This is a genomic window from Streptomyces sp. Je 1-79, assembly GCF_025195125.1.
Classification (GTDB): Bacteria; Actinomycetota; Actinomycetes; order Streptomycetales; family Streptomycetaceae; genus Streptomyces.
The window spans coordinates 36,019-62,808 of the sequence record NZ_JAMGSL010000004.1; the positions used below are offsets into that span (position 1 = coordinate 36,019).

Sequence of the window (26,790 nt, forward strand, 5' to 3'; positions counted from 1 at the left end):
TCGCCGCAGACCGTGGGCCTCGTGGCCCTGCTGTTCACCGTCGCCATCTGGGCCGCCTTCGCGCTGAGCGCCCGGGCTCTCAGCGCCTCCACCCTGCTCCCCGCCGACGCCGCCCTGCTGCGCTTCGGCGTGCCCCTCGTCGTCCTGGCCCCCGCCCTGTGGCGGCGCAGGCACCGGCTGGCCGCGGTGCGGCCCGGTCCCGCCCTCAAGATCATCTGTGGTGCGGGTGTCCCGTTCTTCCTCGCGGCCATGTACGGCGGGTCGCTGACGTCGGCCGCGTTCGTCGGGGCGATCGTCCCCGGCATGGTCCCGCTGTTCGTCTCCGCCCTCATGGTCGCGGGCGGCAGGAGCGCCCCGCGCGGTACGCAGGCGGCAGGTCTCGCCCTGATCGTGGCCGGAGTCGCGGCCCTGGTCTGGCGCTACACGGCGGCCCTCGACGGGGACGTCCTCCTCGGCGCCGGGACACTGCTCGTCGCCAGCGGCCTGTGGGCGCTGTACACCGTCGGCCTGCGCGAGGTGGACCTCGACCCCGTCGGCTCCATCGGACTGCTCTGCCTGCCCTCCTTCGCCGTCGTCGCGCTGCTGGCCCTCACCGGTGTACTGCCCACGGGAATCGCCCACGCCGCCGGCGGCGACATCGCGCTGTTCCTCGTCGTCCAGGGCCTGGGCGTCGGCCTGTGCGCCGGACTGCTGTACGCGTTCGCCATCCGCCGCCTCGGACCCGAGCGGAGCTCCGTCGTCGGCAGCCTCAGCCCGGTCGCCGTCGTCCTGCTCGCCGTACCCCTCCTCGACGAGTCACCGACCCTCTCCGTCGTGGTCGGCGTCCCCCTCATCACCCTCGGCGTCGCGCTCGCCAACCGGCGCCCCCGAACCAAGGTCTCCGCCGATGCTTGAGCTTCTCGCCGCCCCGCCCGTCGACCCGCTGTGGGACCTGTCGGCCGAGTTCGCCGCCGACCCGCGCCCCGAGCGCCTGGATCTCGTCCTCGGCGTCTACCGCGACCACACCGGCGTCACCCCGGTCATGGCCGCGGTCAAGGAGGCCGAGATACGCCTGGCGGGCCGCTCCGACTCCAAGGAGTACCGCGGCCTCTCCGGCCACACCACCTTCAACCGGGCCATGCTGTCCATGGTCCTCGGCACCGAGGCCAGGACCGCGCGCGCGACGGCCGTCCAGACGGTGGCGGGCACCGGAGCGCTCCGTCTGGTCGCCGACCTCGTACGCCAGACCCGCCCCGGCACCACGGTGTGGATCAGCGACCCGGCGTACGTCAACCACCGCCCGATACTGGAGGGCGCCGGGCTGACGGTCCGGACGTACGCGTGCGGCGACCGCATGGTCGACGACCTGCGCGCCGCCGGGCGCGGTGACGTGGTCCTGCTCCAGGGCTGCTGCCACAACCCCACGGGGGTCGACCCCGACGCCGAGACGTGGGAGGCGCTCGCCGGACTCGCCGCCGAGCACGGCTGGGTGCCCTTCGTGGACCTCGCCTACCACGGCCTCGGCGACGGCCTCGACGCCGACCTGTGGGCCACCCGGATGCTCGCCGACCGGCTGCCCGAGGTGCTGATCGCCGTCAGCTGCTCCAAGAACTTCGGCCTCTACAGCGACCGCACAGGGTGCGCCATCGTCCTCGGCCCCTCGCGGCAGACGCTCCGGCACGTCGAGACGGCCCTGCAGAACGCCGCCCGCGTGATGTACTCCATGCCGCCCGACCACGGCGCCGCCGTCGTCGCCACCGTCCTGGAGGACCAGCGGCTGCGGGCCGTCTGGCGTGAGGAACTCGACGCCATGCGCGGGCGGATCACGGCCAACCGGGCCGACCTCGCGGCGCACCTCGACGCTCTCGGGTGCCCGGAGGCGGCAGCGTCGCTCCGGAGCCAGAAGGGCATGTTCTCGATGCTGCCGCTCACCTCGGACCAGATGCGCCGGATGCGCCGGCAGTCCGCCATCTACGGCACGAACGCGGGACGCATCAACATCGCGGGCGTCTGCGCGCACCGGATCCCGTTCCTGGCGCAGGGCATCGCCACCGCTCTGGAGACGCCCCGCGCCGTTCCCGCGCTGTGAGCGTCATCCCTCCGCGGGCGCCGGGCGGCACAGCAGGGCGCCCGTCAGGAGGGCGGTTCGGACCACACGTAAGAAGCTCTGCATCGCGTGCCTGACAGGGCGGCGGGGGAGTGGGCGGCGCCAAGTTACCGGCGGGTCGGTAAGGGGGGACCCCCTGAAGGCGATCACCCCGCGGCACCCGGTGCCGAAGCCGCCGGCTCCGCCGCTGTCCACCCGGTCACGTCGGGCACCCACCTTCGGCGCCGTACACAGGGCCCCGGGTCGAGGGCTCGGTTAGGGTGATCGGGTAGGAGGCACCCCCCGGGGTTAGGTCGGATCGTTGGACACTACGCAGTCGCCGAGTGAGACGCCGGAGCGGCCGCCGGCGGCCATCGGGTACGCCGGTGTCCTGCGCGAACTCCTCCCCATCGCGCTGTGGCGGGAGGATGGCGACGGACGGGTAGTCGAGTGGTCGCTCGCCGCCCAGGACCTGCTCGGATACCGCCCCGAGGACGTGGTCGGACACCTTGCGGCCCCCATCCTGGTGCCCGACGCCAACCAGGAACTCGCCGGACAGCTGACCCGGCGCGTGCAGGCGGGCGAGACCGTCGTCGGCACCCTGCCCGTGCGGCACCGCGACGGTCACGAAGTGACCATGGAGATGTGGATCGTCCCCGACGCCGACCCCCGCGGACGGCCGGGAGCCATGCTCATCGCGGTCGAGACCTCCGAGGTCCTGCGCATGCGGGACTCGCTCGCCGCGCTCCAGAGCCTCTTCACCCAGTCCCCGATCGGGCTCGGCACCCTCGGCACCGACCTGCGGTTCATCCGCGTCAACGACGCCCTGGCGCGGATGAACGGCGTCCCCGCCGCCGAGCACCTCGGCAGACGGCTCACCGAGGTGGTGCCCGGCGTCAACGCCGCCGCCCTCGAAGCCACCATGCGCAAGGTCCTGGAGAGCGGCCACGCCTTCGTCGACGTACGCCGCACCGGCAGGACCCCGGCCGACCCCGACCACGACCGGACCTGGTCCTGCTCGTACGCCCCGCTCCTCGACGGCTCGGGCCGGCGGCTCGGCGTGATCGCCTCCCTGATCGACATCACCGAGGGGCAGCGGGCGCTCGTCGAGGCCGAACGGGCCAACCGCCGCTTCGCCCTCCTCGCCGAGGCGGGCACCCGGATCGGCACCACCCTCGACCTGCGCCAGACCGCCGAGGAGATCGTCCAGGTCCTCGTGCCGCAGCTCGCCGACTCCGCCGACGTACAGCTGCTCGAATCCGTGCTCGAACCCGACGAGGCGGCCGCCACCCACGGCCTGCTGCGCCGCCTCGCCGCCGTCTTCCCCGACCCCACCGCCCCCACCGCGCTGCTCACCGCGGGACAGACCTTCCAGATCCCGCTGGGCACCGTGTACGAGGACGTCATCGCCGAGGCCCGGCCGATGAACCTCTACCACTCCGACCTCCCGGCGCTCTTCCCCGACCCCCGCACCGGAGCCCTGCGCGGCTACTTCGAGACCAGCATCGGCTCCGCGCGCCTCGTCCCGCTCGTCGCCCGCGGCACGGTCCTCGGCGCCGTCACCGTGACGCGCCTGAACGAGCGCGAACCCTTCGACGAGCAGGACTTCGTCCTCATCGACGAACTCGTCGCCCGCGCGGCCCTGAACATCGACAACGCCCGCATGTACACCACCCAGCGCGAGGCCGCCCTCACCCTCCAGCGCAGCCTCACCAACAACGCCCTGCCCAAGGCCGACGGCCTGGAGCTCACCGGCCGCTACCTCCCCGCGAGCGACCACGACGTCGGCGGCGACTGGTTCGACGTCATCGCGCTGCCCGAAGGCCGTACGGGACTCGTCATCGGCGACGTCATGGGCCACGGCATCCACGCCGCGGCCGTCATGGGCCAGCTCCGTACGGCGGTACGGACCCTCGCCCGGCACGGCGTGCCGCCCGTGGAACTCCTCCGCTCGCTCGACGCCGTCGTGGCCGACGTGGGGGAGGACGAGATGGCGACCTGCGTCTACGCCGTCCACGACCCGGCCACCGGTCGCGTCGTCATCGCCCGCGCCGGCCATCCGCCGCCCGCCGTCGCCACGGCTGACGGCGCGATCACCTTCCTGGAGGGGCCGCCCGGCACCCCGCTCGGCACCGGCGGACTCGACTTCGCGACCGAGGAGCTCCTGCTCCCGCCCGGCAGCCTCCTCGTGCTCTACACCGACGGACTCATCGAGGCCCGGGACCGCGACCTCGACGAGGGCATGGACCGGCTCGCCGAGGTGCTGCTCCATCTCGAACGGCCGCTCAGCGAGCTGTGCGACGACATCCTGGAACAGCTGCTGCCCTGCGCCCCGGGGGACGACGTGGCCGTGCTGCTCGCCCGCACCTCGTTGAGATGACCGGTCCGTCCCGCCCGGGCTGCCGAAGGCTCACCAGGCGAGGTCCTCCAGCGCGTCCAGATCCGGCACCACCATCGCCGGGAGCTCCGAATCCTCCGTGGTCAGAGGCAGTTCGGCCCAGATGACCTTGCCGCGCTCGGTGTAGCGGGTGCCCCACCGCTCGGCGAACTGCGCCACGAGGAAGAGGCCCCGGCCGCCCTCGTCGGTCGTCGCCGCGTAGCGCAGGTGCGGGGCCGTGCTGCTGCCGTCGAAGATCTCGCAGATCAGCCGGCGGTCGCGCAGCAGCCGGACCTTGATGGGCTCGGCGCCGTACCGGATCGCGTTGGTGATCAGCTCGCTGAGGATGAGTTCCGCCGTGAACGCGATGCCGTCCAGACCCCACGTGGCGAGCTGCGCGGCGCCCGCGTTACGGATCCGGGAGACGTCGGCCGGATCGCCGGGCACGTCCCACTCGGCGATCCGCTCGCTCTCCAGGCGGCGGGTGTCGGCGACGAGCAGCGCGATGTCGTCGTCCGGCGCCGGCACGAGCAGCGCCGCCAGAACGTCCGCGCAGGCCTGTTCCGGGCTGCGGCCGGTCGTGGCCAGCGACTCGCCCAGCAGCCCGAGACCGGTGTCGAAGTCCCGGTCACGGTCGACCAGGAGGCCGTCCGTGAACAGCACCAGACGGCTCCCCTCCGGCAGGTACAGCTCCGTGGTCTCGAAGGGCATCCCGCCCACGCCCAGCGGCAGCCCGGAGGGCATCTCCGGGAACTCCACCCGGCCGTCCCGGTGGACGAGCGCGGGCCCCGGATGCCCGGCCCGGGCCATGATGCAGCGGCCGTCGGCGGGGTCGTAGACGACGTACAGACAGGTGGCGCCGGTGATCCGCTCGCGTCCCTCGTCGCCCCGTTCCGCACCGCCCCCTGCCGCGGGGTCCTCCACCGTCCCCGCCATGGAGCCGGCCGCGGAGCCGCCCTCCGAGCCCCGGTCGATCCGGTCGATGCGGTCGATCAGTTCGTCGAGGTGGCCCAGGAGCTCGTCCGGCGGCAGGTCCAGGGTGGAGAAGTTGTGGACCGCCGTCCGCAGCCGGCCCATCGTCGCCGCCGCGTGCAGCCCGTGGCCGACCACGTCGCCCACCACCAGCGCCACCCGCGCGCCCGGTAGCGGGATCACGTCGAACCAGTCCCCGCCCACCCCCGCCTTCGCGGGCAGGTACCGGTAGGCGACCTCGACCGCGGACAGGTCGGGCAGGATCCGCGGCAGCAGGCTGCGCTGGAGGGTCACCGCCATCTCGTGCTCACGGGTGAACCGGCGGGCGTTGTCGATGGAGACCGCGGCGCGCGCGGTCAGCTCCTCGGCGAAGTTCAGATCCTCGTCCCCGAACGCCTCCTCCGTCTCCGCCCGCCAGAAGTTGGCCATCCCCAGGACGACGCCCCGGGCCAGGACCGGCACCGCGACGAGCGAGTGCATCCCGTACGCGAGGGCACCGGCGGCCCCCTCGGGGTCCTGGGCCCGCCAGCCGTCGGCCGTGGACAGCTCGGCCACCAGGACCGCGTGACCGCTGTCGAGCGCCTGCGCCATCGGCGTGGTCGGCACGACGCACCGGATCCGGTCGCCCACCGGCTGGAACGGATGGTCGTCGTGGACGCCCGTCAGGGCCGTCCGGCGCATCTCGGTGATCGCGCCCGTCGGCTCCTCGCCCCGCAGCACCGGTTCGAGCAGTTCCACCGTCACGAAGTCGGCGAAGCGGGGGACGGCGACCTCCGACAGCTCCTCGGCCGTCCGCACCACGTCCAGGGTGGTGCCGATCCGCACCCCCGCCTCGTACAGCAGCTGGAGCCGTCCCCTGGCCACCTCGGCGCGGCCGGAGACCGTGGCGAGCTCGGTCGAGTCCCGTACGGTCATCACGGTGCCGGTGGGCCGCCCCCGGTACGGCTTGGTGGGACGTACGTTGACGGCGAGCAGCCGGTCGCCCGCCAGATGCACCTCGTCGTTGACGACCCGCCCGGAGGAGAGCAGCGCGGCGGTACGGGGATCGAGGCCCAGCTCGGTGACGTGCCGCTGCTCGGACTCGGGCGACAGGTCGAGCAGCCGCCGGGCCTCGTCGTTGGCGAGCAGCAGCCGCCGGTCCGCGTCGATGATGAGCACCCCCTCGCGCACGGCGTGCAGCACCGCCTCGTGGTGCTCGTTGATCCGGGTCATCTCGACCGGTCCCAGGCCATGCGTCTGCCGCCGCAGCCGCCGGCTCACCAGCGCCGCGCCGCCGACCGCGAGCAGCAGGGCGCCCGCCGCCGTCCCGAGCAGCAGCGGCAGCTGGTCCTCGACCACGTTGCCGACGTTCTCGACCTCGATACCGGTGCTGACCAGGCCGACGATGGCGCCGTCCTCCGTACGGACCGGGACGATGGCGCGGACGGCGTCCGACGGCTCGCCGTGGAAGATCTCCGTGAACGACTCGCCCCCTCTGGCCCGCGCGAAGTCGCCGGTCGAGCGCTGCCCGATCAGCTCGGGCCGGGAGTCCGTGTAGCGGATCCCGTCGGGGGTCATCACGGCGAGGAAGTCGAGCCCCGAGGCCCGCCGGGCGCTCTCGGCGCGTTCCTGGAGCAGGGCGGTCGGATCGGGCTCCCGCAGCGTGTCGACGAGCCCCGGAGCGTGCGCGAAGGCCTCCGCCGCGGCCAGCGAGCGATTGCGGGCGTCACGCTCCGTGTCGTACCGGGCCTGGAAGATCAGGGCCAGCGCGCCCACGGTGACGAGCAGCACCACGATGACCGCCTGGAGGGCGAACACCTGTCCTGCGACGCTGCGCAGCCCAAGCCCCTTGGGGCGCTGGCCCAGCCGTCCGCTCATGGGGTGCTTCTCGGTGATTCGGCTGTCGTCAGGGATGCAGTCACCCGTCCACTTCCTCGGCTCCTCGGCCCGCCGGCGGCGTCGGGATCCGCTTCTTCCATGCTGCTCCAGTGTCGGCGGGATATCGAGGCGGAGCCAGCCGCGCTGCTCCGGGCGGCGCCCGCCCCCGCGAGGTCCATGTCGTTTTCTCGCCAGCGCGGGTCCCGCCGGTCCCCGACCATGGAGCCATGCACACCGACACCGAGCGCTGCGTGCGGGCCGTCCGGTCGAAGGACGCCCGCTTCGACGGCGTGTTCTTCACCGCCGTCCTGACCACCCGGATCTACTGCCGTCCCAGCTGCCCGGTCGTGCCGCCCAAGGCCGAGAACATGGTGTTCCACCCGAGCGCCGCGTCCTGTCAGCGCGCCGGATTCCGGGCGTGCAAGCGGTGCCGCCCCGACACGAGCCCCGGCTCCCCGGAGTGGAACGTCCGCGCCGACGCCGTCGCGCGGGCCATGCGACTGATCCAGGACGGGATCGTGGACCGCGAAGGCGTCCCGGGGCTGGCCGCCCGGCTCGGCTACTCCACCCGCCAGATCGAACGCCAGCTCCTCGCCGAACTCGGGGCCGGACCGCTCGCCCTGGCCCGCGCGCAGCGCGCCCAGACCGCGCGGCTGCTCATCGAGACGACGCCGATGCCGATGGCCGAGATCGCCTTCGCGGCCGGCTTCTCCTCCATCCGCACCTTCAACGACACCGTCCGCGAGGTCTTCGCGCTCGCCCCCGGCGAGCTGCGCACCCGGGCGCAGCGCTCCCCGGCCGGACGCTCCGCGGCCGCCTCCGACGCCCCGCGCACACCGGGCGTGATCGCGCTCCGGCTGCCGTACCGCTCCCCGCTCAACCCCTCCAACCTCTTCGGTCATCTCGCCGCGACCGCCGTCCCCGGCGTGGAGGAGTGGCGGGACGGCGCCTACCGCCGCACGCTCGCCCTCCCGCACGGACACGGCATCGTCGCCCTCAGCCCCCGGGCCGACCACATCGCCTGCCGGCTCTCCCTCACCGACCCCCGCGACCTGACCCTCGCCATCAGCCGCTGCCGCTGGATGCTCGACCTCGACGCCGACCCGGTCGCCGTCGACGAGCAGCTGCGTACGGACCCGCTGCTCGCGCCGCTGGTCGACCGGGCGCCCGGACGGCGCGTGCCGAGGACCGTCGACGCGGCCGAGTTCGCCGTCCGGGCCGTGCTCGGCCAGCAGGTCTCCACCGCCGCCGCCCGCACCCACGCCGCCCGGCTGGTCACCGCGTACGGCGTGCCCGTGGAGGACCCCGAGGGCGGGCTGACCCACCTCTTCCCGACCCCCGACTCCCTCGCCGGCCTCGACCCCGACTCCCTCGCCCTGCCCCGCAGCCGCCGCACCACCCTCCTCACGCTGGTCCGGGCCCTGGCCGACGGCTCGCTGAGCCTCGGCCCGGCCACCGACTGGGAGGAGGCACGCGTCCGGCTCCTCGCCCTGCCCGGCTTCGGCCCCTGGACCACCGAGGTCATCGCGATGCGGGCGCTCGGCGATCCCGACGCCTTCCTCCCCGGCGATCTCGGCGTCCGCCGCGCCGCCGGCGGCCTCGGCCTGCCCTCCACCACCGCGGCCCTGACGGCCAGGGCCGCGCGGTGGCGGCCCTGGCGCGCGTACGCCGTCCAGTACCTGTGGGCCACCGACAGCCACCCGATCAACCACCTCCCCGTATAAGGAAGCCGACCCGCCATGCCCGACGTCCGGCACACCGTCATCGACAGCCCCTACGACGCCCTGACCCTGGTCGCCGTGGACGGCGTCCTGAGCCGCGTCCACATGACCGACCAGCGCCACCGCCCCGCCGAGGAGACCTTCGGCGCGCCCGACCCGCGTCCCTTCGGCGAGGCGATCCGTCAGCTCGACGCGTACTTCGCCGGTGAACTGACCGAGTTCGACCTGCCGTTGAGACTGATCGGCACCCCGTTCCAGCTCCGCGTCTGGGAGCGGCTCCGCCTCATCCCGTACGGCGAGACGCGCACGTACGGCGAGTTGGCACAGGCCCTCGGCAGCCCCGGCGCCTCCCGTGCCGTCGGCCTGGCCAACGGCAGGAACCCGGTCGGCATCGTCGTGCCGTGCCATCGCGTCGTCGGGGCGAGCGGCTCCCTGACCGGGTACGGCGGCGGGATCGACCGCAAACGGCGCCTGCTTGAGTTCGAGTCCGGCGCCGGGCCGGACGCGCTCTTCCAGCCGGAGGAAGTCGCCGCGAGCCGATTTCGGCGGTGCTAGGTTCCCGGCATGGCCAACATCAACATCGAACTCGACGCCGAACTCGTCGTGGAAGTCATGGTCCTCGCGGGCATCAACAACCCGCGGGACGCGGTCGAGGCGGTCGTCCGCGACTACATCGCCCGTGGCCACCGTACGGAGGCCCGCGTCGCCACCGGCGAAGCCGCGGCCCCGCCCCGCGCGGGCAACCCGCTGACACCCGAACCTCCGCAGGGCTGACCGGTGGACACCCCACCCCGCACCCCACGACGCGCCGCGCGGATCGCCGTACTGGACCCCGACGGGGCCGTCTACCTCTTCCGCTACGACAACGAGGAGGCCGGCGTGCACTGGGCGATGCCCGGCGGCGGCCTGGAACCCGGGGAGAGCCCACGGCAGGGCGCTGTGCGCGAGCTGCGCGAGGAGACCGGCTGGGAGGGGATCGAGCCGGGCGAGCTGCTCTGCACCTGGGAGCACGACTTCACCCGGGCCGGCGTGCCCGTACGCCAGCACGAGCACATCTACGTGGCGTACGGGCCGCGCCGCGAGCCGGCCGGTGACCTGACCGCCGCGCACGCGGCGGACCGCATCCAGTACGGGCGCTGGTGGAGCCCGGGGGGGCTGGCGGCGGCCGAGGAGGCGCTCTGGCCGCCGGACCTGGCCGACCGGCTGGCCCGGTTCCGGGCGGCGGACGGCGACGGGCCCGGAGGAGCAGGCTGAGGGCTATTGCCCCACTATGGTGCCGAATATCGTCTCATCAGGGAGTGGCACGGTGTCGGGGGGTGCGGATAGGCTCGGCTCGGCGCGACTGCACGTTCGAAAGCAAGGGATGCAAGGTGGCGGACGGAGCAGTAACTGAGGTCGCACGCGTACTCGTCGCGGCCGACAAGTTCAAGGGCTCGCTCACGGCCGTACAGGTCGCGGAGCGGGTCACAGCAGGTCTGCGACGGGTCGTCCCGGAGCTGGAAGTGGAGACCCTGCCGGTCGCGGACGGGGGCGACGGTACGGTCGCCGCCGCGGTGGCGGCCGGTTTCGAACGCCGTGAGGTGCGGGTGACCGGGCCCCTCGGCGACCCGGTGACGGCGGCCTTCGCGCTGCGCGGCACCACGGCCGTCGTGGAGATGGCGGAGGCCTCCGGCCTTCAGCTGCTGCCCGCCGGCCTGTTCGCGCCGCTGACCTCCACGACGTACGGCTCCGGCGAACTGCTGCGGGCCGCGCTCGACGCGGGCGCGACGACGATCGTCTTCGGCGTCGGCGGAAGCGCGACGACGGACGGCGGCGCGGGGATGCTGGCCGCGCTCGGCGCGGTCTTCCTGGACGCCGAGGGCGAGCCGGTGGGGCCGGGCGGAGCCGCTCTGGCCTCCCTCGCCTCCGCCGACCTGACCGGCCTCGACCCGCGGTTCGCCTCGGTCGAGCTGATCCTCGCCAGCGACGTCGACAACCCGCTCACCGGACCGAAGGGCGCGCCCGCGGTCTACGGTCCGCAGAAGGGCGCGACCCCGGAGGACGTGCGGACGCTGGACACGGCGCTCGCCCACTTCGTGACCGTCCTGGAGAAGGCCATCGGCCCCAAGGCCGCGGAGTGCGCGGTCGCGCCCGGCGCGGGCGGTGCGGGCGGCATCGGGTACGGGGCGCTCGTCGGCCTGGACGCGAGCTTCCGCCCCGGCATCGAGCTGATGCTCGACGTCCTGGGCTTCGCCCCGGCGCTGGAGCGGGCCACGCTCGTCATCACCGGTGAGGGCTCGCTCGACGAGCAGACCCTCCACGGCAAGGCCCCGGCGGGTGTCGCCGCGGCGGCGCGGGCGGCGGGCAAGGAGGTCGTCGCGGTCTGCGGTCGCCTGGCCCTCGCCCCCGAGGCCCTGGGCAGGGCCGGTATCCGCCGCGCCTACCCGCTCACCGACCTCGAACCCGAGCCGGCCAAGTCCATGGCGAACGCGGGCCCGCTCCTGGAAGAGGTCGCGGCGAACATCGCCAAGGACTTCCTGACCTGACGGAGCAGGGGCCCGAGCCGCCGGCACGGGCCCCTCCCTTCAGGGACGTCGTCCCCCGCGGGCTCCCCTCTCGCTCACCCCGCCGCCGTCAGGCGGAACGCGTCCAGGGCCAGGGTCATCTCCGTCAGGTCCCGCGGGCGCGACAAGGACCGTGACGTCAGCTGCTCCAGGCGGCGGAGCCGGTTGAAGACCGTGTTCCGGTGACAGTAGAGCCGCGAGGCCGCGCGGCCCGCCGACCCCTCGCAGTCGAGCCAGACGTCGAGCGTCTCCAGGAGGATCGCCCGGTCCGCCGGGTCCAGCTCCAGCAGGCCGCCGAGCACGTCCGCCACCAGGAGACCGGCCAGCTCGGGCTGCCCCACCACCAGCGCACCCGCCATCCGGCGGTCCAGCCGGACGATCTGCCGGGACTCCGGCGGACTCGTCCGCAGGGCCAGCTCCGCGAGGCGCCGCGCCCGGCCCAGCTCCGCGAGGCCCGTCACCACCGGACTGATCCCGCCGGGACCCGGGCAACGCCCCTGCAGCAGCTCCGACAGCGCGTCCAGGCCCGTGCCCTCCGCCAGCGACACCACCCCGATCTCGCAGTCCGCGCCCATCCGCCACAGGAACCGCACCCCGGCCCCCTGCACCCTCCGGTGGAACGGCTCCGGCACCTCCCGGCGGTCGTGCCGCAGCACCACCACCGCGTACCGCCCGTGCTCCGGCAGATCCAGGCCCGCCGCAGCCTGTGAGGTCACCTCCGGCGAGCGCTGCCCGCGGAGCAGCGCGTCGAGGAGCGCCTGGAGCTGCTCGTCCGTGCGCCGCCGCAGCTCCAGCTCCGTCGACCGGTACGCCTCCGAGGCCGTGTCCGCCTGCGCGTCCACCGCCGACCACACGATCGTCGCCGACTGCGTCAACGCGGCCAGTCGCGGCGGGAACGCCGAGGCGTCCTCGATCAGCGCGTCCCACACCAGATGCCCGGCATGACGGTACGCGTGCACCATCAGCTCCAGCGGCATCCCCTGCTCGGCCCGCCGCCGCCCCATCTCGTCCGCGTGCTCCAGATCCCGCCGCGGCGAGTCCCGGGGCGCCGAGATCATCTCGATCCCGATCCGCATCGCCTCATGGGCCTCCTGCCAGTGCGTGTCGTACGGCACGATCCGGCCGTACGCCGGTTCGTACTCGTGCAGGTCCCTCAGATGCTCGTCCACCAGCTCCGGCAGCCGCTCCAGAAGTGCCGTGCATGCCTCTGCCAACAGCTTCCAGTCGTCGCCGGTCCGCGGTCTGCGCCGTCCCATGCCCGGAGGATGCCACCCCCGACCCCTTCCCGGCAGGCCCCTGACACGCGGTGTTGTGCGCGTGCACAACCCACCCCGGCGCCCGCTGGTCACCGGCAGCGTTTCGGCCGCCGCACGTGGACGCACGGCCACCGCGGTGCTGGGGTGAGCGCCACTGAACGGGCCACGGAAGGGGAACCATGGGAGGGACCGCACTCGCCCTCGAGGTCGCGGACCTGTCGGCGGGATACGGACCGGTACGCGCCCTGAGGCAGGTGTCGCTCACCGTGCCGGAAGGCGGTGTCGTCACCGTCCTCGGCGGCAACGGAGCGGGAAAGTCCACGCTGCTGCGGGCCGTCTCGCGCACACTGTCGTTCCACGGCGGAGCCGTCACCTCCGGCACCGTGAGCTTCGGCGGCCGCCCGATCGGCGGGCTCGCCCCCGACCGGGTCGTCGCGGCCGGGGTCTCCCAGGTGCCCGAGGGGCGGCAGGTGTTCGCCCGGATGACGGTCGAGGACAACCTGCGGGCGGGAGGGCTCGGCGCGCGGGGAGACCGGGCGCGGAAGGCCGCGGCCCTGAAACGGGTCCACGAACTCTTCCCCGTCCTCGCCGAACGCGCCCACCAGCGCGCCGGCCTCCTCTCCGGCGGCGAACAGCAGATGCTCGCCGTCGGCCGCGCCCTGATGGCCTCGCCGAAGCTGCTCCTCCTGGACGAGCCCTCGCTCGGCCTCGCCCCGCTCATGGCCGCCCGGATCGCCGACACGATCCGCGAGATCAACGCCCAGGGCACGGCCGTCCTCCTGGTCGAGCAGAACGCGGCGCTCGCGCTGCGGCTCGCGACCCGGGCGTACGTCCTGGAGGTCGGCGAGGTCACCCTCTCCGGCCCGGCCGCCGAGCTCGCCGCCTCCGACGAGGTGCGCCGCCGCTACCTGGGCGTCGTCGACGAGGAGGCGGCCGCCGACGCGGCGGGCGCCGCCGCCGTCCACCCCGTCCTCTCCCGCTGGGAGGGCGGCCGATGACACCGACCGCCGCTCGCCCGGCCCCCGGCCGTGCACCGACCGCCGCTCGCCCGGCCCCCGGCCGTGCACCGACCGCCGCTCGCCCGGCCCCCGGCCGTGCACCGACCGCCGCTCGCCCGGCCCCCGGCCGTGCACCGCACGCCGCCGCCTCCCGCCCGACGCCGTCCCGTGGGGAGAACCGATGAGCCCGACCCCGCCTCCCGGAGAGGCAGCCGCCCCCGCCGACGCCGAGGCGTCCCGGGCCCCGGCCGCGGCCGTGCCCGCGCTCGACGTCCGCGACGTCACCGTCCGCTTCGCCGGGCTCACCGCCCTCGACTCGGTCTCCTTCACCGTCCGCCCCGGCACCGTCCACGCCGTCATCGGCCCCAACGGCGCAGGCAAGTCCACCTGCTTCAACGTGCTCTCCGGCGTCTACCGGGCGACCTCCGGCAGCGTGCGCTTCGGCGAGCACGAACTCACCGCCCTGCCTCCGCACAAGATCGCCGACCTCGGGGTCGCCCGTATCTTCCAGAACCTCGCGCTCCCGCCGCGCGCCACCGTCGAGGACAGCCTGATGCTCGGGCGTCACCGGCTGACCAGGACCGGCTTCCTCGCCGCGGGGCTCCGGCTGCCCGCCGCCGCCCGTGAGGACGCCCGGCACCGCGCCCGCGTGCGCGAGATCGCCGCCTTCGTCGGACTGGAGAAGCAGCTCGCGCAGCCCGCGGGATCGCTCCCGTACGGGCAGCAGAAGCTGGCCGAACTGGCCCGCGCCCTCTGTATGGAGCCCAAGCTGCTCCTGCTCGACGAACCCGTGGCCGGCATGACCGCCGACGAGCGCCGCCGCACCGCGGCCGTCATCGCCGGCGTCCGCGACAGCCTCGGGATCTCCATCGTCCTGGTCGAACACGACATGGGAGTGGTGATGCGGCTCGCCGACGCCGTCACCGTCCTCGACTTCGGCCGTCGGATCGCCGACGGCGCCCCCGGCGACGTACAGAACGACCCGGCGGTCGTCCGCGCCTACCTCGGAGAGGAGACCGCCGAGTGACCACCTTCGCCGAACTCCTGTTCAACGGCGTCTCGTTGGGCTCCATCTACGCCCTCATCGCCCTCGGCTTCGTGGTGATCTTCCGCGCCACCGAGGTCGTCAACTTCGCGCACGCCTCCCTGCTGCTCGCCGGCGGCTACTTCACCGCCGTCCTCCATGACGAGATCGGCTTCTGGCCGGCGCTGCTCGTCGGCATCGGCGGCGCGGCCCTGGTCGGCGCGGCTGTCGAGTTCCTCGTCATGCGCCGCTACCGCGGCTCCGACCACAGCGTCCTCGCCATCGTCACCATCGGCGTCGACATCCTGCTCGCCACCGAACTGACCCGCCGCATCGGCACGGACATCCTCTCGCTCGGCGACCCCTGGGGCGACGCCGTCGTCACCTTCGGCCCGGTCACCCTGGCGCAGACCCGGATCGCGGCCTTCCTCGCGGCGGCGCTCCTGATCACCGCGTTCCTCCTGGCCTTCCGCCACACCTCCTGGGGCGTCGCCATGCGCGCGGCCGCCGAGAACCAGGAGACCGCCGCGCTCATGGGCATCCGCCTCGGCCGGGTCTCGCTGGGCGCCTGGGCGGTGGCCGGCGGACTCGCCGCCGTCGCCGCGCTCTTCCTCACCGTCTTCCCGACCCCCGGCCTGGAGCGCAGCACCTCGTTCGCCGCGATGAAGGCCTTCCCCGCCGCCATCCTCGGCGGCCTGGACTCCACCACCGGCGCCCTCGTCGGAGGCCTCCTGGTGGGGATCACCGAATCCCTCGCCACCGGCTACCAGGGCGATCTGACCTTCCTCGGCCGGGGCATCGGCGACCTCGCCCCGTACCTGGTGATGGTCGCGGTACTGCTGATCCGTCCGGCCGGACTCTTCGGTACGAAGGAGCTGGCCCGTGTCTGACGCACTTCCCCGCCGTGGCGTCGCCACGCTCGCCCGACCCCGCGTCTACGGATGGGCCGCCGCCGGTCTCGTCCTCGCCGCCTTCCCCTTCTACCTGGACCGCTTCTGGCTCCAGGCCGGGCTCTTCGCCATGGCCGCCGCGATCGGCGCCATCGGCATCAACCTGCTGACCGGCGCCACCGGCCAGCTCTCCATGGGCCACGCCTTCTTCCTCGCCGTCGGCGCGTACGGCTACTGCGCCTTCGCCGGCGACGGGACGGACGGCCTCACCGGGCTCGGGCTCCCCGGCTGGCTCGCCGCCGTCCTCGCCGTGGTCCTCGCGGGCCTGGCCGGCGGGGTGTTCAGCCCCATCGCGGGCCGGCTGAGGGGCGCGTACCTCGGCATCGCCACCCTCGCGCTGATCTTCATCGGCCAGCACGTCCTGTTCAACGCGCACGACCTCACGGGAGGCTTCAACGGCCGGGCGGTGCCGCCGCTCAGCCTCTTCGGCCTCACCTTCGACGACACCGAACTCCTCGTCGCCCAGGTACCGTTCGGCTCCGCCGAGAAGCTCTGGTACCTCGGCCTCGCCCTCCTCCTGGCGGGCGCCCTCTTCGCCCGCGGGGTCCTCCGCGGCCGCCCCGGCCGCGCCATGAACGCCATCCGGGACCACCGGATCGCCGCCGGGGTCATGGGCATCCCCGTGGCCCGCTACCGCGCCGCCGTCTTCGTCCTGTCGTCCATGTACGCGGGGCTTGCCGGTGTCCTGCTCGCGCTGGTCTTCCAGCGGACCGTGCCGGAGTACTTCGGCATGCTGCTCTCCCTCGAATACCTGGCCATGATCGTCATCGGCGGTCTCGGCTCGGTCGCCGGTGCGGTGATCGGAGGCGTCTTCGTCTCCCTCCTGCCGCAGCTCCTCAACCGGTACAGCGACGCGCTGCCCCTGGTCTCCGCCCCCGGGACGGGCGGGATCGCACCGGGGGAGGCCGCTCGCTATCTCTACGGCGCCGCCGTCGTCGCGGCGGTGCTCTTCCTGCCCGGAGGCCTGGTCCGGCTGGCCGCCCGGAAACCCAAGCGAACCGCCCAACCCTCGCACTCCTCTGGGGAGGAACGATGATCCACCGACGACAGGCGACCAGAACCATGGCCGTCGCGCTCGCCACCCTCGTGGCGCTGACCGCCGCCGGCTGCAGCTCCAAGGCCAAGAGCGGCGACGAGAAGGGCACCGGCGCGGGCGGGGTGAAGTCCGGCAAGGGGGTCACCGACAAGACCATCGCGGTCGGCGCGCTCACCGACATGACCGGGGTGTACGCCACGCTCGGCAAGAGCGTCACACAGGCGCAGCAGCTGTACGTGAAGCAGGTCAACGCGGCCGGCGGGATCTGCGGGCGGCAGCTGGAGCTGACGGTCCGCGACCACGGCTACGACCCGCAGAAGGCGCTCTCCGCCTACACCGAGCTGGAGCCGAAGGTCGCCGGCTACATGCAGTTCATCGGCTCCCCGTTCGTCGCCGCGGTCAAGCAGCGCGTCGACGGCCAGGACAAGGGGCTTGTGCTGCCGCAGGCCTGGTCGGCCTCGCTGCTCGGCTCCCCGTACATCCGCGTCCTCGGCTCCACGTACGACGTCGAGACGATCAACGCCGTCGACTTCCTCGTGAAGGAGAAGGGGCTGAAGTCGGGCGACAAGCTGGGGCACGTCTACTTCGAGGGCGACTACGGCGAGAACGCGCTGGCGGGCTCGAAGTTCGCGGCCGAGAAGGCGGGGCTCACGGTCGTCGAGCAGAAGATAAAGCCCACGGACAACGACATGTCCGCACAGGTGGCGGCGCTCAAGCAGGCGGGCGTCAAGGCCATCGTGATCAGCGCGGGCCCGCGCCAGGCCGCCTCCCTGGTCGGTGTCGCGGCGGCGACGAAGCTCCTGGTGCCGGTCATCGGCAACAACTCGGCCTTCGCCCCGCAGCTGCTCGGCACCCAGGCCGGTCCCGCCCTGGAGAAGATGTACTGGTTCGCCTCCCCGAGCCTGCCGATCGGCGCGGACACCCCGGCGGCGAAGAAGCTCGTCGCCGACTACAAGGCCGCGTACCCGAACGACAGCCTCGACAACGGCATCGTCGCCGGCTGGACGGCGGCGAGCGTCTTCGGCGAGGCGCTGAAGAAGGCCTGCGACGCCAAGGACCTCAGCCGCGACGGCATCGACAAGGCGCTGCTGACCCTGAACGCGTACGACGCCGGATTCGGCACGCACGACTTCAGCGATCCGAAGGCCCCGTCCTCGCGGGAGTCCGTCATCCTGCAGCCGGACAAGTCGGTCCCGGGCGGGATGCGCACGGTCCGCGAGCCCTTCGTCTCCGACGCGGCCAAGGGCTTCACCCCGAAGGCGGGCTGAGCCAGGCGTACGGCAGCCCCGCCGCGCACCCCGCGCGGCGGGGCTGCCGTGTGTCACCCGCTGGAAACAGGGGCGTGTGAAGCTCGGGCCCATGAACGATCACGTCACGGCGTCGCCCGACGCCCCCGCCACCGCGGCCGTCGTCGAGCGACTCGACCCCGTCCGGATCCGCGCCCACGCTCCCCGGGGCCTCGCCGCCCTGCTCGTCGACGCCGTGGACGGCGGAGCCTCCCTCGGCTTCCTGGCTCCCCTGGACCCCTCCGAGGCGGCCACCTGGTGGCACACGGTCGCCGAGGAGGCCGAACAGGGCGCCAGGGAGGTCTGGGCGGCCCACGGGCCCGCGGGCGAGGTCCTGGGGACGGTCACCCTCGTCCGCACCGGGAAGCCCAACGGCCGGCACCGGGGCGAGATCGCCCGGCTGATCGTCCACCGTGCCGCCCGGGGCCAGGGCCTCGGCGGCCGCCTCCTGGCCGCCGCGGAGACCCACGCGGCGCGCGAGGGCCTCACGCTCCTGGTCCTGGACACCGAGACCGACAGCCCCGCCGAGGGGCTCTACCGCAAGGCGGGCTGGACGCGGGCCGGGGTCATCCCGGACTTCGCCGCCGACCCCGCGGGGACCCTCCGCCCCACCACGCTGTACTACAAGCGGCTGACCTGAGGCGGACACGACGAAGGGCCCGGGTGCTTCCCGCACCCGGGCCCTTCGTCGTACAGGTATCGCCTACGGCAGCTGAGCTGCCTCCGCCTGCCGCGCCTCCCGGCTCTCACGCCGGTTGCCGCGGAAGGTGTTCACCCGCCGGGCCGTCGCGAAGAGGGGGATCACGGCGCCCAGCACCACCTGGAGCGCGCAGCCGGTCTGGAGCAGGAGCTGCCCGCCCGGCGCGTCGAACGCCCAGGCCGCCAGCATACCCATCGCACCCACGATCCAGCTGAGCATCGCCACCGCGAGGATGCCCCGCGGCTTGGGGTACTCGACCCGGCTCACCATCAGCCAGGCGACACCGATGATCGCGAGCAGCGTCGGGATGAACGGCAGCTCCAGGAGCACGATCGAGACGACCGTCAGCGCGCCGAAGGGGCTCGGCATGCCCTGGAACATGCCGTCCTTCAGCGTCACGCACGAGAATCTCGCCAGCCGCAGCACCACCGCGAGGAGCACCACGATCGCGGCCACCGCCGAGACCTTCTGCTGCGCGCCGGGCGTGACCATGCCGTACACGAGTACGAAGTAGGCCGGGGCCAGACCGAAGCTGATCAGGTCCGACAGGTTGTCGAGCTCGGCGCCCATCGGGGAGGAGCGCAGCTTGCGCGCCACGATGCCGTCGAACAGGTCGAAGATCGCCGCGGCCAGCATCAGGATCACGGCGGTGGCGGCGCTGTTGCGCGCCATGCCGGTCTCGGTGCTGCCCGTGAGGTGCGGGATGAGGATCCCGGTGGTGGTGAAGTACACCGCCATGAATCCACACGTCGCGTTACCGAGCGTGAGCGCGTCCGCTATGGACAGCCTCAACGACAGCGGCATCTCCTCGGCGTCCTCGGCATCCTCCGCGTCGCCGTCGGCGACCCAGTCGGCGGCCCGGGTGTCGGGATCAATCACGGTCAATGCGAGTCACCCCCGCGGTCGTGGTCTGACCGACCTCGACGGCGACGTCCACACCCTCCGGAAGGTAGATGTCAACGCGTGACCCGAAGCGGATCAGACCGATGCGCTCGCCCTGCTCGACCTTCGTCCCCTGGGGGATGTACGGCACGATGCGCCGGGCCACTGCCCCGGCGATCTGCACCATCTCGATGTCACCGAGCTCGGTGTCGAAGTGCCAGACAACGCGCTCGTTGTTCTCGCTCTCCTTGTTGAACGCCGGGACGAACCCGCCGGGGATGTGCTCCACGGACGTCACCGTGCCGGCCAGCGGCGCGCGGTTGACGTGGACGTTCAGCGGGCTCATGAAGATGGCGACCCGGGTGCGTCCGTCCTTCCACGGCATGATGCTCTGCACCACACCGTCGGCGGGGGAGATGACCCGGCCCTGAGCGATCTCGCGCTCGGGGTCGCGGAAGAACCACAGCATGCCCGCCGCCAGAGCGGTGGTGGGCACGGCGATGGCCGCGGCGCGCCGAGACCTGCGCGCACGCACGAGGCTCAGCGCCGCGGTGGCGACGGTCGGCAGAAGCCACGGCGATGCTCCGCGTGCGATGCGTACGCCGGCGAGGCTGTCGCGAGGTGCAGAGGTTTGGCTGTGGGGCATGGATGACCTTCGTAGCGGATGATGCCGCACTGGCAACGGGGGACGGCGGCTTTCCTTCGATGCTATCGGTTGGGAGCCGCAACTGGGTAAGCCAGAAGCCGAGTCGGTCGGCCGGAAACGCTCAGAGAACGTTGACAGGGTGTGATCTTCTTCGCGGCCGAACCGACTCAAAAGCGACAATCAACCCTGGAACCGGTACTCCTCGAGCAACCGGCGGCCAATGATCATTTTCTGGATCTCGGCGGTACCTTCACCGATGAGCAGCATCGGAGCCTCGCGGTAGAGGCGCTCGATCTCGTACTCCTTCGAGAACCCGTATCCACCGTGGATACGGAAGGCGTCCTCGACGACTTCCTTGCAGTATTCGGAGGCGAGGTACTTCGCCATCCCTGCTTCGAGGTCGTTTCGTTCCCCGGAGTCCTTTTTGCGCGCTGCATTCACCATCATGGCATGGGCGGCCTCGACCTTGGTAGCCATCTCGGCGAGCTTGAACTGAATCGCCTGGTGCTGGGCGATCGGCTTGCCGAAAGTGTGACGCTGCTGGGCATACGAGACACCCAGTTCGAAAGCACGCTGAGCGACACCGCAGCCACGGGCCGCGACGTTCACGCGGCCGACCTCCACGCCGTCCATCATTTGGTAAAACCCTCGGCCGGTGGTCCCGCCGAGGACCCGATTGGCCGGAATGCGCAGTCCGTCCATGATGAGTTCGGTCGTGTCGACGCCCTTGTAACCCATCTTGTCGATCTTCCCGGGGATGGTGAGGCCGGGGCGGACCTCTCCGAAGCCGGGCTCCTTCTCGACGAGGAAGGTCGTCATCGACTTGTGGGGCGCCGTACCCTCGGGGTGTCCTTCGTCACTTCGGACGAGAACGGCGACCAGCGTTGACGTTCCGCCGTTCGTCAGCCACATCTTCTGGCCGTTCAGGACGTACTCGTCGCCGTCCTTGACCGCCTTGGACGTGATCGCCGACACATCCGAGCCGAGGGCCGGCTCCGACATCGAGAACGCGCCACGCGTCTCGCCGGCCGCCATCCGCGGAAGGAAGTAGTCCTTCTGCTCCTGGGTGCCGTGCTGCTTGAGCATGTACGCCACGATGAAGTGCGTGTTGATGATGCCGGAGACCGACATCCAGCCGCGGGCGATCTCCTCGACGCACAGCGCGTAGGTGAGCAGCGACTCACCCAGACCCCCGTACTCCTCGGGGATCATCAGACCGAAGAGGCCGAGCTCCTTGAGCCCGTCGACGATCTGCTGCGGGTACTCGTCGCGGTGCTCCAGCTCGGTCGCGACCGGGATGATCTCCTTGTCGACGAACTCCCGGACGGTCTTGAGGATCTCCTGCTGGACGTCCGTGAGCCCGGCGGTCTGGGCGAGTCGGGCCATGGCTACTTCTCCGTCTTCTTGGAGGGCTCGATCAGCTCGGGGCGGCCGGGCTGCTCGCCGCCGCGCTCCTTGATGTACGTCTCGGTGGGGACCATCACCTTGCGGCGGAAGACGCACACGAGGGTGCCGTCCTGCTTGTAGCCCTTGGTCTCGACGTAGACGATGCCGCGGTCGTTCTTCGACTTCGACGGCGTCTTGTCGAGGACCGTGGTCTCGCCGTAGATGGTGTCGCCGTGGAAGGTCGGCGCCACGTGACGCAGCGACTCGATCTCCAGGTTGGCGATCGCCTTGCCCGAGACGTCCGGGACGGACATGCCGAGCAGCAGCGAGTAGATGTAGTTGCCGACAACGACGTTCTTGCCGAAGTCCGTCGTGTTCTCGGCGTAGTTCACATCCATGTGCAGCGGATGGTGGTTCATCGTCAGCAGGCAGAAGAGGTGGTCGTCGTACTCGGTGACCGTCTTTCCGGGCCAGTGCTTGTACACCGCGCCGACTTCGAACTCTTCGTAGGTACGGCCGAACTGCATGGGACTCAGGCCTCCGGGATCTCGAACTTGGTGGTGCGCTCCATGCCGGCGGCGCGGCCCTTGCCCGAGATGACCAGGGCCATCTTGCGGGAGGCCTCGTCGATCATCTCGTCGCCGAGCATGGCCGAGCCCTTCTTGCCGCCGGCCTCGGAGGTGTAGTAGTCGTACGCGTCCAGGATCAGCTCGGCGTGGTCGAAGTCCTCCTGCGAGGGCGAGAAGATCTCGTTCGCGGCGGCGACCTGGTCCGGGTGGAGCACCCACTTGCCGTCGAAGCCCAGGGCGGCGGCGCGGCGGGCGACCGCCTGGTAGCCCTCGGGGTTGCGGATCTGCAGGTAGGGGCCGTCGATCGCCTGGAGGTTGTTGGCGCGGGCGGCCATCAGGATCTTCATCAGGATGTAGTGGTAGGCGTCGGCGTCGTAGCCGGGCGGCTGCTCGCCGACGACCAGGGACTTCATGTTGATGGAGGCCATGAAGTCGGCCGGGCCGAAGATGATCGTCTCGACGCGCTGCGAGGCCGTCGCGATCGCGTTGACGTTGTTGAGGCCCTGGGCGTTCTCGATCTGCGCCTCGATGCCGATCTTGCCGACCTCGAAGCCCATGGTCTTCTCGATCTGCGTCAGCAGGAGGTCGAGCGCCACGATCTGCTGGGCGTCCTGGACCTTCGGCAGCATGATGCAGTCGAGGTTCTGGCCGGCGCCCTCGACGACGGTGACGACGTCACGGTAGGTCCAGTGGGTCGTCCAGTCGTTGACCCGCACCACCCGCGTCTTGCCGGTCCAGTCGCCCTCGTTGAGGAACTTGACGATGGTGTGCCGTGCCTCGGGCTTGGCGAGCGGCGCACAGGCGTCCTCCAGGTCGAGGAAGACCTGGTCGGCGGCGAGGCCCTGGGCCTTCTCCAGGAAGCGCGGGTTGGATCCGGGGACCGCCAGACAGGAGCGACGCGGGCGGAGTCGGTTCACGGGGCTGGTCATGCGGGGACCTCCAGGGGGTCGAGCTTGTTCGCTTTCCGGATCTCGTCGACGATACGGCCGATGATCTCCGTGATACCGAAGTCCTTCGGTGTGAAGACGGCGGCCACACCCGCCCGCTTCAGTTCTGCGGCGTCGGCGTTCGGGATGATCCCGCCGACGATGACCGGCACGTCGTTGGCCCCCGCCTCGCGGAGGCGGTCGAGGACGTCCGGGACCAGCTCGGCGTGCGAGCCGGAGAGGATCGACAGACCCACGCAGTGCACGTCCTCGGCGAGGGCCGCGTTGACGATCTGCTCGGGCGTCAGCCGGATCCCCTGGTAGACCACCTCGAAACCGGCGTCACGCGCGCGTACGGCGATCTGCTCGGCCCCGTTGGAGTGGCCGTCCAGGCCCGGCTTGCCGACCAGGAGGCGCAGCCGCCCGGAGCCCAGCTCCTCGGCCGTCCGCGCCACCTTGTCGCGTACGAGAGCCAGCGGGGTGCCCGCCTCGGCCGTCACCGCCACGGGCGCGGAGGAGACGCCGGTGGGGGCGCGGAACTCGCCGAAGACGTCCCGCAGGGCCCAGGACCACTCGCCGGTCGTGACGCCCGCACGCGCGCACTCCAGGGTGGCGGCGAAGAGGTTGCCGTCGCCGGCGGCCGTCGCCTTGAGAGCCGCCAGCGACTCCTGGGCCCGGCTCTCGTCACGGTTGTCGCGCCACTCGTGGAGCTTCGCGACGACCTTGGCCTCGTTGGCCGGGTCGACCGTCATGATCGCCGTGTCGAGGTCGGCGGTGAGGGGGTTCTCCTCGGTCGACTGGAAGATGTTGACGCCGATGATCTTCTCGTCGCCGGCCTCGATCCGGGCGCGCCGCTCGGCGTGCGAGGAGACGAGCTGCGACTTGAGGTAGCCCGACTCGACGGCGGCCATCGCGCCGCCCATCTGCTGGATCCGGTCGATCTCGGTCAGGCACTCCTCGACGAGCGAGTCGACCTTGGCCTCGATCACGTGCGAGCCGGCGAAGATGTCCTCGTACTCCAGCAGGTCGGACTCGTGGGCGAGCACCTGCTGGATACGGAGCGACCACTGCTGGTCCCAGGGACGGGGCAGTCCGAGTGCCTCGTTCCAGGCCGGCAGCTGGACGGCGCGCGCGCGTGCGTCCTTGGAGAGCGTGACGGCCAGCATCTCGAGCACGATCCGCTGGACGTTGTTCTCCGGCTGCGCCTCGGTCAGACCGAGCGAGTTGACCTGCACGCCGTAGCGGAACCGGCGCTGCTTCTCGTTCTCGATGCCGTACCGCTCGCGCGTGACCTTGTCCCAGATGCGGCCGAAGGCGCGCATCTTGCACATCTCCTCGATGAAGCGGACGCCCGCGTTCACGAAGAACGAGATGCGGGCGACGACCTCGCCGAAGCGGTCCGCGGGGACCTGGCCGGAGTCCCGTACCGCGTCGAGCACCGCGATCGCGGTGGACATCGCGTACGAGATCTCCTGGACCGGAGTGGCTCCCGCCTCCTGCAGGTGGTAGCTGCAGATGTTGATCGGGTTCCACTTCGGGATGTTGTTCACCGTGTAGGTGATCATGTCCGTCGTGAGGCGCAGCGACGGGCCGGGCGGGAAGACGTGCGTCCCGCGCGACAGGTACTCCTTCACGATGTCGTTCTGGGTGGTGCCCTGGAGCCGGGTGACGTCCGCACCCTGCTCCTCGGCGACCACCTGGTAGAGCGCCAGCAGCCACATCGCCGTGGCGTTGATGGTCATCGAGGTGTTCATCTGCTCCAGGGGGATGTCCTGGAACAGCCGGCGCATGTCACCGAGGTGCGACACCGGGACCCCGACCCGGCCGACCTCGCCGCGGGCGAGGATGTGGTCGGGGTCGTAGCCGGTCTGCGTGGGCAGGTCGAAGGCGACCGAGAGGCCGGTCTGACCCTTGGCGAGGTTGCGCCGGTACAGCTCGTTGGACGCCTCGGCGGTCGAGTGACCGGCGTAGGTCCGCATGAGCCACGGCCGGTCCTTCTGGCGCTCTGTCATGTACGGTCCCGGTTTCAGATGTTACGGAAGCGGTTGATGGCGTCGATGTGCTTCGCGCGCATCTCCGGGTCACGCACGCCCAGGCCCTCTTCGGGGGCGAGCGCGAGGACGCCGACCTTGCCCTGGTGCAGGTTGCGGTGCACGTCGTAGGCGGCCTGGCCGGTCTCCTCCAGGGAGTAGACCTTGGAGAGCGTCGGGTGGATCTTGCCCTTGGCTATCAGGCGGTTGGCCTCCCACGCCTCGCGGTAGTTGGCGAAGTGCGAGCCGATGATCCGCTTGAGCGACATCCACAGGTACCGGTTGTCGTACTCGTGCATGTAGCCCGAGGTGGAGGCACAGGTGGTGATGGTGCCGCCCTTGCGGGTGACGTAGACGCTCGCGCCGAAGGTCTCGCGGCCGGGGTGCTCGAAGACGATGTCGATGTCCTCCCCGCCGGTGAGCTCGCGGATGCGCTTGCCGAAGCGCTTCCACTCCTTCGGGTCCTGGGTGTGCTCGTCCTTCCAGAACTTGTAGCCCTCGGCGTTGCGGTCGATGACCGCCTCGGCGCCCATCGACCGGCAGATGTCGGCCTTCTCGGGGGAGGAGACGACACAGATCGGGTTGGCGCCGCCGGCCAGGGCGAACTGCGTGGCGTACGAGCCGAGTCCGCCGCTCGCGCCCCAGATCAGGACGTTGTCGCCCTGCTTCATGCCGGCGCCGTTGCGGGAGACCAGCTGGCGGTACGCGGTCGAGTTGACGAGGCCGGGGGCCGCCGCCTCCTCCCAGCTCAGGTGGTCCGGCTTCGGCATCAGCTGGTTGGACTTGACGAGCGCGATCTCCGCCAGGCCGCCGAAGTTGGTCTCGAAGCCCCAGATGCGCTGCTCGGGGTCGAGCATCGTGTCGTTGTGGCCGTCCGAGGACTCCAGCTCGACCGAGAGGCAGTGCGCGACGACCTCGTCGCCGGGCTTCCAGGAGTTCACGCCCGGGCCGGTGCGCAGCACGACGCCCGCGAGGTCGGAGCCGATGACGTGGTACGGCAGGTCGTGACGCTTGCTGAGGTCGCTGAGCCTGCCGTAGCGCTCCAGGAAGCCGAAGGTCGACACCGGCTCGAAGATCGAGGTCCAGACCGAGTTGTAGTTCACGGAGCTGGCCATGACGGCGACCAGGGCCTCGCCCGGGCCGAGCTCGGGGAGCGGCACGTCGTCGAGGTGGAGCGACTTGCGCGGGTCCTTGTCGCGGCTCTCGAGGCCGGCGAAGATCTCCGTCTCGTCCTTGTGGACGGTCACGGCGCGGTACGACTCGGGGAGCTTGATGTTGGCGAAGTCCGAGGACGTGGAGTCCGGGGACTGGATCGCGTCCAGGATGTCCTTCACGGGGTGCCTCCGGCGGTGCGGCGTCTGAGGGGACGCACTGAGGGTTACGTCTTGGAGTGCTGCTGTGGAGGTGTGCCGTCGGTTCGGCGGGTGGTGCGGTGGCTGCGCCGGGTGGGCGCTGAGGGTGCCTGTGACGCAGGCGTCCGGGCGCACAATCACGATGGCTTGTGGGGACAGCCGGCGCACGAGGAGACCTCGGCGCGCCGGCCGCCCGGACACAAACAACGTATGG

General features: G+C 71.8%; 23 protein-coding genes. 14 read left to right on the top strand and 9 right to left on the bottom strand.

Annotation, left to right across the window (positions count from 1 at the left end; all coding sequences use genetic code 11):
* Window positions 1–21: 21 nt before the first annotated feature.
* The 3 genes from M5362_RS08155 to M5362_RS08165 all read left to right on the top strand — a co-directional run bounded on the left by M5362_RS08155 (window position 22) and on the right by M5362_RS08165 (window position 4,445).
* Window positions 22–894: a DMT family transporter gene (locus M5362_RS08155; protein ID WP_260226695.1), complete on the top strand. Its 873-nt coding sequence runs from the start codon at window positions 22–24 to the stop codon at window positions 892–894.
* The gene (locus tag M5362_RS08160; protein ID WP_260226696.1) at window positions 887–2,068 is read left to right on the top strand and encodes an aromatic amino acid transaminase; all 1,182 of its coding nucleotides are present in this window, start codon (window positions 887–889) and stop codon (window positions 2,066–2,068) included. The genes M5362_RS08155 and M5362_RS08160 overlap by 8 nt, the downstream gene beginning before the upstream one ends.
* A gap of 319 nt (window positions 2,069–2,387) precedes the next feature.
* Window positions 2,388–4,445: a SpoIIE family protein phosphatase gene (locus tag M5362_RS08165; protein WP_260226697.1), complete on the top strand. Its 2,058-nt coding sequence runs from the start codon at window positions 2,388–2,390 to the stop codon at window positions 4,443–4,445.
* A 30-nt stretch (window positions 4,446–4,475) separates the two neighbouring features.
* Here the strand turns inward: M5362_RS08165 and M5362_RS08170 are convergent, their stop codons facing one another.
* On the bottom strand, window positions 4,476–7,271 hold the full coding sequence (locus tag M5362_RS08170; RefSeq protein WP_260226698.1) for a SpoIIE family protein phosphatase: 2,796 nt from the start codon (window positions 7,269–7,271) through the stop codon (window positions 4,476–4,478).
* 227 nt (window positions 7,272–7,498) lie between these two features.
* Here M5362_RS08170 and M5362_RS08175 point away from each other — a divergent pair, with 227 nt between their 5' ends.
* The 5 genes from M5362_RS08175 (at window position 7,499) to M5362_RS08195 (ending at window position 11,517) form a co-directional block, all read left to right on the top strand.
* Entirely contained in the window at window positions 7,499–8,995 is a 1,497-nt protein-coding gene (locus tag M5362_RS08175; protein ID WP_260226699.1) for an AlkA N-terminal domain-containing protein, read from the top strand.
* A gap of 15 nt (window positions 8,996–9,010) precedes the next feature.
* Window positions 9,011–9,547 carry a methylated-DNA--[protein]-cysteine S-methyltransferase gene (locus tag M5362_RS08180; protein ID WP_260226700.1) on the top strand — a complete coding sequence of 179 codons (537 nt, stop codon included), beginning with the start codon at window positions 9,011–9,013 and terminating at the stop codon, window positions 9,545–9,547.
* 9 nt (window positions 9,548–9,556) lie between these two features.
* The gene (locus M5362_RS08185; RefSeq protein WP_260226701.1) at window positions 9,557–9,766 is read left to right on the top strand and encodes a type II toxin-antitoxin system VapB family antitoxin; all 210 of its coding nucleotides are present in this window, start codon (window positions 9,557–9,559) and stop codon (window positions 9,764–9,766) included.
* A gap of 3 nt (window positions 9,767–9,769) precedes the next feature.
* Window positions 9,770–10,246 carry an NUDIX hydrolase gene (locus M5362_RS08190; protein WP_260226702.1) on the top strand — a complete coding sequence of 159 codons (477 nt, stop codon included), beginning with the start codon at window positions 9,770–9,772 and terminating at the stop codon, window positions 10,244–10,246.
* A 116-nt stretch (window positions 10,247–10,362) separates the two neighbouring features.
* Window positions 10,363–11,517: a glycerate kinase gene (locus M5362_RS08195; RefSeq protein ID WP_260226703.1), complete on the top strand. Its 1,155-nt coding sequence runs from the start codon at window positions 10,363–10,365 to the stop codon at window positions 11,515–11,517.
* A 74-nt stretch (window positions 11,518–11,591) separates the two neighbouring features.
* On the opposite strand, the gene M5362_RS08200 is transcribed toward M5362_RS08195, so the two are convergent.
* Window positions 11,592–12,791: a CdaR family transcriptional regulator gene (locus tag M5362_RS08200; RefSeq protein ID WP_260226704.1), complete on the bottom strand. Its 1,200-nt coding sequence runs from the start codon at window positions 12,789–12,791 to the stop codon at window positions 11,592–11,594.
* A 179-nt stretch (window positions 12,792–12,970) separates the two neighbouring features.
* Here M5362_RS08200 and M5362_RS08205 point away from each other — a divergent pair, with 179 nt between their 5' ends.
* The 6 genes from M5362_RS08205 to M5362_RS08230 all read left to right on the top strand — a co-directional run bounded on the left by M5362_RS08205 (window position 12,971) and on the right by M5362_RS08230 (window position 18,725).
* Window positions 12,971–13,789 (top strand): ABC transporter ATP-binding protein, encoded by an 819-nt coding sequence (locus M5362_RS08205; RefSeq protein ID WP_260226705.1) that lies wholly within the window; start codon window positions 12,971–12,973, stop codon window positions 13,787–13,789.
* Between the two features lie 256 nt (window positions 13,790–14,045).
* A complete protein-coding gene (locus M5362_RS08210; RefSeq protein ID WP_260227137.1) occupies window positions 14,046–14,816 on the top strand; it encodes an ABC transporter ATP-binding protein in 771 nt (256 codons plus the stop codon).
* Window positions 14,813–15,703 carry a branched-chain amino acid ABC transporter permease gene (locus tag M5362_RS08215; RefSeq protein WP_260226706.1) on the top strand — a complete coding sequence of 297 codons (891 nt, stop codon included), beginning with the start codon at window positions 14,813–14,815 and terminating at the stop codon, window positions 15,701–15,703. Before M5362_RS08210 ends, M5362_RS08215 begins: the two co-directional genes overlap by 4 nt.
* On the top strand, window positions 15,696–16,799 hold the full coding sequence (locus M5362_RS08220) for a branched-chain amino acid ABC transporter permease (RefSeq protein WP_260226707.1): 1,104 nt from the start codon (window positions 15,696–15,698) through the stop codon (window positions 16,797–16,799). Before M5362_RS08215 ends, M5362_RS08220 begins: the two co-directional genes overlap by 8 nt.
* The gene (locus M5362_RS08225; protein WP_260226708.1) at window positions 16,796–18,067 is read left to right on the top strand and encodes an ABC transporter substrate-binding protein; all 1,272 of its coding nucleotides are present in this window, start codon (window positions 16,796–16,798) and stop codon (window positions 18,065–18,067) included. The genes M5362_RS08220 and M5362_RS08225 overlap by 4 nt, the downstream gene beginning before the upstream one ends.
* Window positions 18,068–18,158: 91 nt before the next feature.
* Window positions 18,159–18,725, top strand: a complete 567-nt coding sequence (locus M5362_RS08230) for an N-acetyltransferase (RefSeq protein WP_260226709.1) — start codon at window positions 18,159–18,161, stop codon at window positions 18,723–18,725.
* Between the two features lie 63 nt (window positions 18,726–18,788).
* Here M5362_RS08230 and pssA read toward each other — a convergent pair whose 3' ends face one another.
* The 7 genes from pssA to ccrA form a co-directional block, all read right to left on the bottom strand.
* Window positions 18,789–19,664 carry a CDP-diacylglycerol--serine O-phosphatidyltransferase gene (pssA, locus tag M5362_RS08235; protein WP_260227138.1) on the bottom strand — a complete coding sequence of 292 codons (876 nt, stop codon included), beginning with the start codon at window positions 19,662–19,664 and terminating at the stop codon, window positions 18,789–18,791.
* A complete protein-coding gene (locus tag M5362_RS08240; protein ID WP_260226710.1) occupies window positions 19,657–20,313 on the bottom strand; it encodes a phosphatidylserine decarboxylase in 657 nt (218 codons plus the stop codon). Before M5362_RS08240 ends, pssA begins: the two co-directional genes overlap by 8 nt.
* A 180-nt stretch (window positions 20,314–20,493) precedes the next feature.
* Window positions 20,494–21,699, bottom strand: a complete 1,206-nt coding sequence (locus tag M5362_RS08245) for an acyl-CoA dehydrogenase family protein (RefSeq protein ID WP_260226711.1) — start codon at window positions 21,697–21,699, stop codon at window positions 20,494–20,496.
* 2 nt (window positions 21,700–21,701) lie between these two features.
* Window positions 21,702–22,226: a MaoC family dehydratase gene (locus M5362_RS08250; RefSeq protein ID WP_260226712.1), complete on the bottom strand. Its 525-nt coding sequence runs from the start codon at window positions 22,224–22,226 to the stop codon at window positions 21,702–21,704.
* A 5-nt stretch (window positions 22,227–22,231) separates the two neighbouring features.
* On the bottom strand, window positions 22,232–23,197 hold the full coding sequence (locus M5362_RS08255) for a CoA ester lyase (RefSeq protein WP_260226713.1): 966 nt from the start codon (window positions 23,195–23,197) through the stop codon (window positions 22,232–22,234).
* Window positions 23,194–25,206: a protein meaA gene (locus tag M5362_RS08260; protein ID WP_260226714.1), complete on the bottom strand. Its 2,013-nt coding sequence runs from the start codon at window positions 25,204–25,206 to the stop codon at window positions 23,194–23,196. The genes M5362_RS08255 and M5362_RS08260 overlap by 4 nt, the downstream gene beginning before the upstream one ends.
* Window positions 25,207–25,220: 14 nt before the next feature.
* Entirely contained in the window at window positions 25,221–26,558 is a 1,338-nt protein-coding gene (gene ccrA / locus M5362_RS08265; protein WP_260226715.1) for a crotonyl-CoA carboxylase/reductase, read from the bottom strand.
* Window positions 26,559–26,790 lie beyond the last annotated feature (232 nt).

What these genes read in the sequence shown, in the direction of transcription:
- M5362_RS08230 (WP_260226709.1), top strand. Translation starts at nt 18,159, where the DNA reads ATGAACGATCACGTCACGGCGTCGCCCGACGCCCCCGCCACCGCGGCC.
- M5362_RS08250 (WP_260226712.1), bottom strand. Translation starts at nt 22,226, where the DNA reads ATGCAGTTCGGCCGTACCTACGAAGAGTTCGAAGTCGGCGCGGTGTAC.
- M5362_RS08175 (WP_260226699.1), top strand. Translation starts at nt 7,499, where the DNA reads ATGCACACCGACACCGAGCGCTGCGTGCGGGCCGTCCGGTCGAAGGAC.
- M5362_RS08170 (WP_260226698.1), bottom strand. Translation starts at nt 7,271, where the DNA reads ATGAGCGGACGGCTGGGCCAGCGCCCCAAGGGGCTTGGGCTGCGCAGC.
- M5362_RS08185 (WP_260226701.1), top strand. Translation starts at nt 9,557, where the DNA reads ATGGCCAACATCAACATCGAACTCGACGCCGAACTCGTCGTGGAAGTC.
- M5362_RS08205 (WP_260226705.1), top strand. Translation starts at nt 12,971, where the DNA reads ATGGGAGGGACCGCACTCGCCCTCGAGGTCGCGGACCTGTCGGCGGGA.
- M5362_RS08160 (WP_260226696.1), top strand. Translation starts at nt 887, where the DNA reads ATGCTTGAGCTTCTCGCCGCCCCGCCCGTCGACCCGCTGTGGGACCTG.
- M5362_RS08180 (WP_260226700.1), top strand. Translation starts at nt 9,011, where the DNA reads ATGCCCGACGTCCGGCACACCGTCATCGACAGCCCCTACGACGCCCTG.
- M5362_RS08255 (WP_260226713.1), bottom strand. Translation starts at nt 23,197, where the DNA reads ATGACCAGCCCCGTGAACCGACTCCGCCCGCGTCGCTCCTGTCTGGCG.
- M5362_RS08225 (WP_260226708.1), top strand. Translation starts at nt 16,796, where the DNA reads ATGATCCACCGACGACAGGCGACCAGAACCATGGCCGTCGCGCTCGCC.
- M5362_RS08240 (WP_260226710.1), bottom strand. Translation starts at nt 20,313, where the DNA reads ATGCCCCACAGCCAAACCTCTGCACCTCGCGACAGCCTCGCCGGCGTA.
- M5362_RS08200 (WP_260226704.1), bottom strand. Translation starts at nt 12,791, where the DNA reads ATGGGACGGCGCAGACCGCGGACCGGCGACGACTGGAAGCTGTTGGCA.
- M5362_RS08260 (WP_260226714.1), bottom strand. Translation starts at nt 25,206, where the DNA reads ATGACAGAGCGCCAGAAGGACCGGCCGTGGCTCATGCGGACCTACGCC.
- M5362_RS08245 (WP_260226711.1), bottom strand. Translation starts at nt 21,699, where the DNA reads ATGGCCCGACTCGCCCAGACCGCCGGGCTCACGGACGTCCAGCAGGAG.